Origin of the sequence: Streptomyces sp. NPDC059875, assembly GCF_042731085.1 — a bacterium.
Classification (GTDB): Bacteria; Actinomycetota; Actinomycetes; order Streptomycetales; family Streptomycetaceae; genus Streptomyces.
In genome coordinates this window covers 1-10,603 of the sequence record NZ_JBHWJZ010000076.1, presented here as the reverse complement: position 1 = coordinate 10,603, position 10,603 = coordinate 1, and the positions used below count along the sequence as shown (strand labels likewise).

Genomic DNA, 10,603 nt, shown 5'->3' with positions numbered 1-10,603 from the left:
CGAACTCCTCGCCCACGGTGTGGTCGCGGTGCCGGCGGGCGCGGGGGTGGTGTTAGCCCCCCTGGGGGTGCGACTCCCCCGGGGGCACCGCCGCCCCCCCGGGGGGGGGGCCGGGGGCGACGGCGGTCGGCGTGCCCGTGGGTCAGAGGGTGGTCACCAGGCGACCGGGAGGCGTTCGGGGATGCGCTTCATGAAGCGGGTGCGCCAGACGAGTTGGTCGACCGGAACCGCGAGGTGCAGGTCGGGCATCCGGTCGAGGAGCACCTCCAGCGCGATCTCGGTGTGCTTCTTTCCGAGGGCCGTGGCCGGGCAGTAGTGACCGCCGCCGCCGAAGGAGAGGTGGTCGCCGGCGTTCGGCCGGGCGATGTCCACGGTGTGCGGGTCGGGGAACACCGCCGGGTCGGTGTTGGCGGCCTCGACCAGGACGAGAAGGAGTTCGCCCTTCCGTACCTCGACGTCGCCGAGGGTGACGCCCTCGAGGGCGAGGCGCGGCAGTCCGTCGGCGATGGAGAGGTTGACGCGCAGCAACTCGTCCACGGCGGCGGGGATCCGGTCCGGCTCCTTGCGGAGCCGCTCCCAGACGTCGGGGTTCTGGAGCAGGGAGAAGATGGCCATGGTGAGGAAGCCCATGGTGGAGATCACGCCCGCGCCGAAGAAGGTGACGCCGACCGTGGCGAGCATCTCGTCGGTGAGGTGGGCGTAGTCGGGGTTCCCTCGCAGGGCGGCGAGTTCGGCCATGAGGCCGGTGGTCGCCGGATCGTCCAGGCGCTCGACCATGTACGCGATGTCCCGGTCCCAGTTGAGCCGGGCGCCGGTGACGGGGCAGGCCGAGTTCATGAACGCGATGTCGAGGCTGGCGGCGAGGCGGGGCGCGTCGGCCTCCGGTATGCCGAGGATCCGGCAGTGGAGGTGCTCGGCGTAGGGGCTCGCGAAGCGGCCGCGGAGGTCGACGGGCGGTCCGTACGCGAGGAGTTCGTCGACGAGCTCGGAGGCGTGGCGGCGCATCCAGTCGGTGAGGCCGTCGGTCTTGGGGTTGATCGCCTTGAGGACCGCCTTGCGGAGTCCCGCCCCGGTGATGTTGCCCATGTTGTTGACCACCTCGGGCGGGATGGTCAGCGCGTACTGCCGGGGGACGCCGGGGGCCGAGGTGTCCTTGAGCGAGAAGCGCGGGTCCTCGAGGACCTGCTTGCACAGCTCGTAGGAGGACACGAGCCAGGCGGGGTCGCCGGCGATGGTGCGGACCCGTTTGACCGGCTCGGCGCGGAGGGACTCGATCTCGGGCGGCAGGCGGTCGCCGCGGGCGGAGAACGGGAAGTCGGTCAGCGTGTCAGTGGTCATCGTGGTCTCCGAGGATCGCGGTGACGATGGCGTGGCCCTGGTTGCGGGAGGCGCGCAGTCCGGAGCCCCTGGAGTAGAGGAGTTCGGCCATCGGCAGGAGCTGGTGGTAGCAGTTGAGGGAGGAGGGGACACCGAGGATCGCTGGGGTGTCCAGGAAGAGCGGTGCCTCGGCGCAGATGTACTGGAGGCAGACCTCGCGCTGGCGAGCGGTGGGGGCCTGTCCTTCGAGGACCTTGGAGGAGAGGAACGCCGTGACGAGCTTGTCGCAGGTGGCGAGGAACTCGGCGTCGGTGGCGAGCAGGTCGTCCAGGTGCTTGCGCAGGTGCCGGTAGGCGGGGATGTCGAGGAGCGCGGACATGGGGCGTCCTCGGAGCCGTTCGCCGCCGGGGTCGGTGGCGGCGACGGCGTTGTTGACCTTGGCGCGTACGCCGCGGAGGTTCTTGACCGTCTTGCGGCGGGCCTCGTCCGGCGGGTAGCCGAGGGCCTCGTACATGTCCGCGACGTGCAGGTCGGTGTAGATGAGGTCGACCTGCTCGAAGTTGCGGAGTCCCCAGTCGGCGAGGTCGGCCACCCGCTGGGCGGAGAAGTAGCCGTTGCCGGGGGAGATGCCGATGACCGCGTGAGCGCCTTCGGTGTGGATCACTTGGCAGTGCTGCGTGTACGGCTGGACCTTGAAGCTGTCGGTCGCTGTCGTCAAGTGGAGAAATGTCCTTCGGGCGCCGCGAGTCCCGTGGGGGCCGTGTGCCCCTGGTGTGGCGGCGACGCCATGAAGTTACCGGCGATGGCCACAGCGTGACGATCCCGGAGGTCGGTTGGCGTGAATTCGTCTGTACGTGGCGGAAACACATGCCCCACTCCCGAGCTTTCGGAAACGGGGCATGGCCAAAAGGTGACGACCGGGCAAGCAGGAGGTTCAGCTCGACTCTCGGCGTACCAACTCCGTGGGGAGGATGACCGCGGCCGGCTCCTCGCCGCCTATGCGGGCGAGCAGCATTCGGACCATCTCGGTGCTGATGCGGTCCCACGGCTGCCGGATGGTGGTCAGCGGCGGGCGGGAGGAGAGGGCGGCCTGCGAGTCGTCGAAGCCGCCCACGGCGACGTCCTCGGGGACCCGGCGGCCGGCGCGGTCGAGGGCGTCGAGGACGCCCTGGGCCATCAGGTCCGAGGCCACGAACACGGCGTCGATGTCCGGGGCGCGCTCCAGGAGGAGGGCGGCGGCGCTCTCGCCGCTGGCCCGGCTGTAGTCGCCGGTGGCGACGAGCGTGTCGTCGGCGGGCAGTCCGTACTCGGCCAGCGTCTCGCGGTATCCCGCCAGGCGTTCGACACCGCCCGGGGTGTCCAGGGGACCGGTGACGGTGGCGATCCGGCGCCGGCCCGTCTCGTAGAGGTGGCGCACCATGTCCCGTGCGCCGTCCCGGTCGTCCGCCGCGACATAGCCGATCTTGGCGGTCTGGCCGAGCGGCTTGCCGCAGGCGACGACCGGGACGCCCGCCGCGTGCAGCTGGGCGACCACGGGGTCGCCGGAGTGGCTGGAGACCAGCAGGACGCCGTCGACGTGGCCGGCCTCGATGTAGCGAAGATTGCGCCGCCGTTCGTCCTCGGTGCCCGCGATCATCAGCAGCAGCGGGATGTCCTGCGCGGCGAGCGCCTGCGTGCAGGCCCGGAGCAGCACGTTGAAATTGGGGTCCTCGAAGAACCGCTCCTGAGGCTCGGTCAGCAGGAATGCCACCGAGTCGGACTTGCCGGTGATCAGCGAGCGGGCGTGCCGGTTGACGACGTAGCCCGTTCTGCGGATCGCGGCGTCGACGGCCGCCTTGGCGGTGGGGCTGACGTAGTGCCCGCCATTGAGGACGCGCGAGACCGTGCCGCGCGACACCCCTGCCTCACGCGCCACGTCGTGGATGGTGGCCGCGCGGCGCCTGCCCGCTGGAATGCTCATGCTGGTTTCCCCTTGTTCCCCGGTGCTCAGGACTTTACGGCGCCGGACAGCAGATCGAGGCTCCAGAACCGTTGGATGACCAGGAACAGAGCGATGAGCGGGACGATCGCGAGCAGCGCGCCGGTGATCACCAGCGTGTAGAGGGCGGGTTGTCCGGCGCCCTGTTTCAGCAGCGTGAACAGACCGACGGTCATGGGGAACTTCTCGTCGTCGCCGAGCATGATGAACGGCAGCAGGAAGTTGTTCCAGATGGCGACGAACTGGAAGAGGAAGATGGTCACCAGGCCCGGGGACATCATCGGGAGGGCGATGCGCAGAAAGATGCGCCACTCCCCCGCGCCGTCCATCCGCCCGGCCTCGACCAGTTCCATGGGAATGGCGGCCTCGGCGTAGATCCGGCCGAGGTAGACGCCGTACGGCGAGAGGATCAGCGGCAGCAGGACGGAGAGGTACGTGTCCGTCAGATCGGCCTCGGCCATCAGCAGGTACTGCGGGATGGCGAGGATCACGGGGGGCATCAGCACACCCGTGAGGATCAGGTTGAAGAACGTCTCGCGGCCGCGGAAGCGGTAGACGGCGAGGGCGTAGCCGGCGAGCGCCGAGACGATCGTGGAGAGGACGGCGCCCAGGCCCGCGTAGAACACGGAGTTGGCCATCCACCGCCAGTACAGGCCGTCGCGGTATGCGGCGAGGTCGGCGAGGTTGTCGCCGAAGCCGTCGCCGGGGAGGAACGTGAACGTGGAGAAGAGGTCGGCGCCCGACTTGGTGGAGGCCACCAGGACCCAGGCGATGGGCAGCAGGCAGTAGAGCGCGCCGAGGACCAGGGCGGCGGTCGGCAGCAGCGCGACGCGGCGGGGGCCGGGGGTCCCCCCGCCGGAGGCAGGGGGAGGGCCCTGGGACGTTCCGGGGGTGGTGCCGGCTGCCGGGGCGGCCTTGCGCACCTGCGGCGGGGAGGCGGGCCCGCTCATCGGGTGGCTCCTTGCTTCGTACGACGGTTGGAGGCCCTGAGCAGGCCGAAGGAGAGCAGGAAGGTGGCCGCGGCGAGGACCACGGCGGTGGCCGAGGCGGCGTGGATGTTCCCGCCGGTGAAGGCGTCGTTGTAGACCTTCATCAGGGGGCTCCAGGTGGTGGGGATGCCGTTGGTGAGCGGCCGGAGCGTGGTGGGCTCGTTGAAGACCTGGAGGGTCGCGATGATCGAGAAGAAGAAGGTCAGGACCAGCGAGGGCGCCACCATCGGGATCTTGATCCGCAGGGCGATCTGCAGCTCCGAGCAGCCGTCGAGCTTGGCCGCCTCGAAGACCTCGGCGGGCAGCGAACGCAGCGAGGTGTAGATCACGATCATGTTGAAGCCCGTGCCGCCCCAGACGGCGATGTTCGCCATCGCCAGGTACAGCGGCCCGCCGTCCATCAGGTCCGGCTCCGGCAGCCCGAGCGCGTCGAGGAGGAAGTAGAAGGGGCTGACGTCCGGCAGGTACAGGAAGCCCCACATGAGGGCCGCGATGACTCCGGGAACGGCGTACGGCAGGAAGATCGCGAGGCGGGAGAAGGAACGGGCCCGCACCCGCTCGGAGTCGAGCAGCAGCGCGAACAGCAGGGCCAGACCGAGCATGACGGGGACGACGATCGCGCCGTAGCCGAGGATCCGCAGGGCGCTGTGGCCGAGTTCGGAGTCGGTGAGGGCGGCGGTGTAGTTCTCCAGGCCCGCCCAGACCTCGCTCCTGGCGCCCTTGCCCAGACCGAGGCCCTTGACCTCGATCTTGTGGAAGCTGAGCCAGAGCGCGTAGCCGATGGGCAGCGCGAAGAAGAGGACGAAGAGGACGGCTGCCGGGAGGAGAAAGAGATAGGGGGCGCTTCGCGCTCGTTTGAGGGTGGTGGTGGGCGACGGGTGGGCGTACGGGGCCGCCTTGGCCCCGTACGACCGGCGCACGCCCGTGGAGGGCTGCGTCACTGGGCGACCTCGAAGCCCTGCTTCTTCAGGTCCGCGACGGTGACGCCCTGCATTGCGGTGAGGGCGGCGCGGAAGTCGGACTTGGCCTTGGTGGCCTTGCCGAACTCGTCCTTGAAGGAGGTGTAGGCCACGTTCACGTTCGGTCCCCACGCTGCGGGCGCGGTGGTCTTCGCTATCTCGGCCGCCTTGGTGTAGAAGTCGGCCTGGCCGGCGAAGAACTCCGGGGGCGTGGCGAGCGCGCCGCCGGTCTGGGCGGCGGTGGCGGCCGGGTAGATGCCGGCCTCCTTCACCAGGGCGGCGAGCGCCTCGGGGTCGGTGTTCAGCCAGGTCGCGAACTTCGCGGCGGCCGCCTTGTGCTTGGAGTCGGTGGTGACGGCGGTGGTGGAGCCGCCCCAGCTGCCCGTGGCGGGCTTGGTGGTGTCCCACTGCGGCAGCGGAGCCATGGCCCACTTGCCCTTGGTGTCGGGCGCGGCGGTGGTCAGGACGCCCGGCGCCCACACGGCGCTGACCCAGGCGATCTGCTGACCGGTGTTGAGGGCCTTGTTCCAGGCGGGGGTGTACATCGGCTGGTTGTCGATGGCGCCCTCCTTGACGAGGCCGCCCCAGAAGTCGGCGACCTTCTGGGTGGCGGGGTCGTCGATGCCGACCTTCCACTTCTGGTCCTGCGTGGTCCACCACTGGGCGCCGGCCTGCTGGGCGAGGCCGGCGAAGAGGCCGGAGTCGTTGGAGGAGAAGGTCGTGAGCGCCCTGTCGGGGGCCTTGGCCTTGAGCGCCTTGGCGGTGGCGGCGAACTCGTCCCAGGTGGTGGGCACCTTGAGGCCGTACTGCTTGAACAGGTCGGTCCGGTAGAAGAACATCAGCGGCCCGGAGTCCTGCGGCACGGCGTAGACGGCGTCGGAGCCGAGCGTGGTCTGCTGCCAGAGGCCGGGGGCGAACTTGTCCTTGGCGGCGCCGACCTCCTTGGAGATGTCGGCGAGGGCGTCGTTGGAGACCAGCGTCGGCAGGGCCTGGAACTCGGCCTGGACGAGGTCGGGGGCCTTGTGTGCCTTGGACGCGGTGATGATCTTGGTGACGAGGTCGTCGCCGGAGGCCTGCTTCTGGACGGTGACCTTGATGTCCGGGTTCTTCTTGTTCCAGATCGCGGCCACCTTGTCCATGTTGGGCGCCCAGGCCCAGTAGGTGAGCGAGACGGGCCCGGACTCGGCCTGCTCGGCGCCGTCTTCGGACGAGCCGCAGGCGGTGAGTGCGGCCGCGCCGAGGGCGACGGCGGTGGCAGTGGCGACAAGACGGTGGCGCAAAACGATGGGCATGGAGCCTCTCCCCTGACGAGCGGCCCTTCCGTCGCGGAAGGACCTGCCATGCATCTGTGAGCGTTCACAGTAGAGAAACGTTCCGGACACTTGTCAATGGTGGATCGTGTGCGGTTATGTTGCGTTGCCACATCGAGATCTGATGTGTGTACGTTCCCAGCTGCTCGACGTTCGACGTTCAGGAGACCCCCATGCCGGACACCACTCCCCGAGGTCTGCACCGCCTCGCCTTCGGCGGGGACTACAACCCCGAGCAGTGGCCGGAAAGCGTCTGGCAGGAGGACGTCCGGCTGATGCGCGAGGCCGGCGTCACCATGGTGAGCGTCGGGATCTTCTCCTGGGCGCTGCTCGAACCCGAGCCGGGATCGTACGATTTCGGCTGGCTCGACAGGATCCTGGATCTGCTGCACGAGCACGGCATCCGCGTCGATCTGGGCACGCCGACGGTGGCGCCGCCCGCCTGGTTCTACCGCGCCCATCCCGACGCGCTGCCGGTCAGCCGTGAGGGCGTGCGGTACGCGTTTGGCTCGCGCGGAGCCATCTGCCACAGCTCACCGGCGTACCGGGAGGCTGCGGCCGGGATCACCACGCGGCTGGCCGAGCGGTACGGGGCGCACCCCGCGCTCGCCCTCTGGCACGTGCACAACGAGTACGGCGTCCCGGTCAGCGCCTGCTACTGCGAGACCTGCGCCGCACACTTCCGCCGCTGGCTCGCCGCCCGGTACGGCTCAGTTGGAGCGGTCAACGAGGCCTGGGGCACCGCCTTCTGGGGCCAGCACTACACCTCGTACGAGCAGATCGACCCGCCGCGCCTGACCCCGACCGTGGGCAATCCGGCGCAGCAGCTCGACTACCGCCGCTTCGCCGACGCCACCATGCGGGAGAACTTCCGCGCGGAACGGGACATCCTGCACCGACTGTCCCCCGGCGTCCCGGTCACCACCAACTTCATGACCGCGCTCAGCCAGTGCGACTCCGTCGACTACTGGGCCTGGGGCCGCGAGGTCGACCTCGTCACCAACGACCACTATCTGATCACCGACGGCCGCCGCACCCACGTCAACCTCGCCATGGCCGCCGACCTCACCCGGTCCGTCGCGGGCGGCGCGCCGTGGCTGCTCCTCGAACACGCCACGTCCGGGGTCAACTGGCAGCCCCGCAACCCCGCCAAGCGGCCCGGGGAGATGGCCCGCAACTCCCTCGCCCACGTCGCCCGCGGATCCGAGGGCGCGATGTTCTTCCAGTGGCGCCAGTCCCGGCGCGGCGCCGAGAAGTTCCACTCCTCGATGCTGCCGCACGCCGGAACGGACTCACGCATCTGGCGCGAGGTCGTCGGCCTCGGCTCCGACCTGGACTCACTGGCCACACTGCGCGGCACGCGCACCGTCCCGGACGTCGCCATGGTGTGGGACTGGCAGTCGTGGTGGGCGCAGAGCCTGGAGTGGCGCCCGACCGAGGACCACGACGCGCGCGAGCGCGCCGACAGCTTCTACGAGACCCTCTACGACCGGCACCTGACCGTGGACTTCGCCCACCCGGAAGCCGATCTGTCCGCGTATCCCCTGGTCGTGGTCCCCGCGCTCTACCTCGCCACCGAGGCCGCGGGCCGCAACCTGCGGGCGTACGTCGAGAACGGCGGCACGCTCGTCGTCTCGTACTTCTCCGGGATCGTCGACGTGCACGACGCCGTCCACCCGGGCGCGTACCCGGGCGTCCTGCGTGACGTGCTCGGGCTGACCGTGGAGGAGTGGTCGCCGCTGGGCGAGGGCGAGTCGGTGCGGATCACAGGGCCGGGCGGGGCGATGCTGCCCGCCGACGTCTGGACCGAGTTCGTCGTGGAACGCGGCGCCCAGCCGGTGTGGACCTATGCCGACGGGCCGGCCGCCGGGCGGCCCGCCGTCACCCGTCACCGCCTGGGCAAGGGAACCGCCTGGTACGTCTCCACCCGGCTCGACGCGGTCTCGCTGGACACGATCCTGGGTGCGGCCTGCGAGGACGCCGGCATCGAGCCCCGCGGCGACCTTCCCCGTGACGTCGAGGTCGTACGCCGCTCCGGTGAGGCCGGTGCGTACCTCGTCGCCCTCAACCACACCGCGCACGACGCGAAGGTGCCGCTGGACTCTCCCGGCACCGAACTCCTCGGCGGCGAACGCGCCGCCGGTCACCTCGCGGTCCCGGCGGGTGCGGTCCGCGTCGTACGCCTCGACGCCTGACCTCCTGCCCCGCCCCCTCATGACTCCCCGGGGGCGGCCGTGTCGCACGGCCGCCCCCGGGTGAACGGCACCACCGCGCACCACCTTCCCCCTCCCTCCACCGTCGAAGGGACAGACGATGTACGCCGTTCCCCGCACCCCGCGGTCATTCATGTCAGGTACACGCCTACGCGTTGCCGTGGCTTCCGCGCTCGGCGCCCTGCTCCTGGCCGCGCTGCCCGCGCAGCCGGCCCAGGCGGCGACGACCCTCACCAACACCGGCTTCGAGGCCGACGGCACCGGAACCGCCACACCGACCGGCTGGTCCACCTACTCCGCGACGGGCCAGAACGCGGCCTCGTTCACGGAGGCCGGCGGACACGGTGGCAGCCACCGGCTGACGCACTGGGCGTCCTCCGCCTACCAGGTGGAGACGTACCAGTACCTGTCCGGGCTGACCGACGGCACCTACACGCTGAGCGCCTGGGTGCGCTCCGGCGGCGGCCAGAGCTCCGCCTATCTCGCCCTGCGCAACTGCGGCTCCGCGGAGCAGCGCACCGACCTGCCGCCCACCCCCAACGGCGCCTGGATACGGCTCGTGACCTCGGTGAAGGTGACCGGCGGTCAGTGCACGGTCAGCGTCAACTCCTCCGCCGCCGCAGGCCAGTGGCTCAACGTCGACGACCTGACCTTCACCTCCGGCTCGACGGGCCTGTCCGTCAAGGGCGTCGACATCTCCTCGCTGAAGAAGAGCGAGGACCTCGGCGGTACCTACCGCACGAGTGCCGGAGCGACCGGGGACCCCGTGGCGATCCTGAAGTCCGCGGGCGCCACCTACGGCCGGCTCAAGGTGTGGGTGAACCCGGCCGACGGCTACAACAACAAGGCCCGGGTCCTGGCGACGGCCCAGCGCATCAAGGCGCAGGGCATGAAGCTGCTCGTCGACTTCCACTACTCCGACACCTGGGCCGACCCCGGCACCCAGACCAAGCCGGCCGCCTGGGCCGGGCACTCGTACAGCCAGCTCACCACGGACGTGTACAACCACACGTACGACGTCCTCAACGCCCTGAAGGCACAGGGCACGACGGCCGACATGGTGCAGATCGGCAACGAGATCAACACCGGGATGCTGTGGCCAGAGGGCTCCACGGACAACTGGTCGCAGCTCGCGGGACTCCTGAAGTCGGGCATCTCCGCCACCAAGGCCGTCTCCTCATCGACCCAGGTCGCGCTCCATCTCGCCCACGGCGGCGACAACGCGCTGTACCGCTGGTGGTTCGACAACGCGACCGCGCAGGGTGTCCCGTACGACGTCATCGCGCTGTCCTTCTACGGGTACTGGCACGGGTCCCTGTCCGCCCTGCAGGCCAACCTCGACGACATCTCGGCCCGCTACGGGAAGAAGGTGATGGTCGCCGAGACGGCGTACCCGTTCCGGCTGGACAGCGAGGACGGCCACGAGAACATCATCGACACCACGGCCGAGCTGGTCTCCGGCTACCCGGCGAGCACGGCCGGTCAGGCAGCCTGGCTGCGTGACGTGATGAACGTGGTGGAGGCCGTGCCGAACGGCCGCGGCCTCGGTGTCGTCTACTGGGAGCCCACCTGGACGGCCGTCACCGGCAACGGCTGGGACCCGGCGGACCCCGCGTCGGGCAACGGCTGGGAGAACCAGGCTCTGTTCGACTACGACAGCAGGCTGCTGCCGGCGGCCTCCTGGCTCGCCCACCGCTGATCGGAAGCCATGACGGCCGGCCCCCCCCCCCCCGCGGGGGGGGGGCCGCCCCGCGGGCGGGGCGGCACCCCGGGGCGGGGGGGGCCCCGGTGTATTGCTGTGTCTTATAAAAAAAAACCAGCCCCCCACACGCCAAGG

8 protein-coding genes are annotated in these 10,603 nt (G+C 70.2%); 2 read left to right on the top strand and 6 right to left on the bottom strand.

Annotated features, from left to right (window positions below; all coding sequences use genetic code 11):
- Window positions 1-153: 153 nt before the first annotated feature.
- The 6 genes from ACFV9D_RS38660 to ACFV9D_RS38635 all read right to left on the bottom strand — a co-directional run bounded on the left by ACFV9D_RS38660 (window position 154) and on the right by ACFV9D_RS38635 (window position 6,535).
- Window positions 154-1,338 (bottom strand): cytochrome P450, encoded by a 1,185-nt coding sequence (locus ACFV9D_RS38660; RefSeq protein ID WP_385157749.1) that lies wholly within the window; start codon window positions 1,336-1,338, stop codon window positions 154-156.
- Window positions 1,328-2,035, bottom strand: coding sequence for a tRNA-dependent cyclodipeptide synthase (locus ACFV9D_RS38655; protein ID WP_385157744.1), 708 nt, complete (start codon window positions 2,033-2,035; stop codon window positions 1,328-1,330). Before ACFV9D_RS38655 ends, ACFV9D_RS38660 begins: the two co-directional genes overlap by 11 nt.
- 216 nt (window positions 2,036-2,251) lie before the next feature.
- On the bottom strand, window positions 2,252-3,277 hold the full coding sequence (locus ACFV9D_RS38650; protein WP_385157741.1) for a LacI family DNA-binding transcriptional regulator: 1,026 nt from the start codon (window positions 3,275-3,277) through the stop codon (window positions 2,252-2,254).
- 26 nt (window positions 3,278-3,303) lie between these two features.
- Window positions 3,304-4,245, bottom strand: a complete 942-nt coding sequence (locus tag ACFV9D_RS38645) for a carbohydrate ABC transporter permease (protein WP_385157738.1) — start codon at window positions 4,243-4,245, stop codon at window positions 3,304-3,306.
- A complete protein-coding gene (locus ACFV9D_RS38640; protein ID WP_385157735.1) occupies window positions 4,242-5,225 on the bottom strand; it encodes a carbohydrate ABC transporter permease in 984 nt (327 codons plus the stop codon). Before ACFV9D_RS38640 ends, ACFV9D_RS38645 begins: the two co-directional genes overlap by 4 nt.
- Complete coding sequence (locus tag ACFV9D_RS38635) at window positions 5,222-6,535, bottom strand: ABC transporter substrate-binding protein (protein ID WP_385157732.1); 1,314 nt, start codon at window positions 6,533-6,535, stop codon at window positions 5,222-5,224. Before ACFV9D_RS38635 ends, ACFV9D_RS38640 begins: the two co-directional genes overlap by 4 nt.
- A 191-nt stretch (window positions 6,536-6,726) precedes the next feature.
- Here ACFV9D_RS38635 and ACFV9D_RS38630 point away from each other — a divergent pair, with 191 nt between their 5' ends.
- Both ACFV9D_RS38630 and ACFV9D_RS38625 read left to right on the top strand, forming a co-directional pair.
- Complete coding sequence (locus ACFV9D_RS38630; RefSeq protein ID WP_385157729.1) at window positions 6,727-8,748, top strand: beta-galactosidase; 2,022 nt, start codon at window positions 6,727-6,729, stop codon at window positions 8,746-8,748.
- Window positions 8,749-8,899: 151 nt separating this feature from the next.
- A complete protein-coding gene (locus ACFV9D_RS38625; RefSeq protein WP_385157726.1) occupies window positions 8,900-10,465 on the top strand; it encodes an arabinogalactan endo-beta-1,4-galactanase in 1,566 nt (521 codons plus the stop codon).
- Window positions 10,466-10,603: the final 138 nt, after the last annotated feature.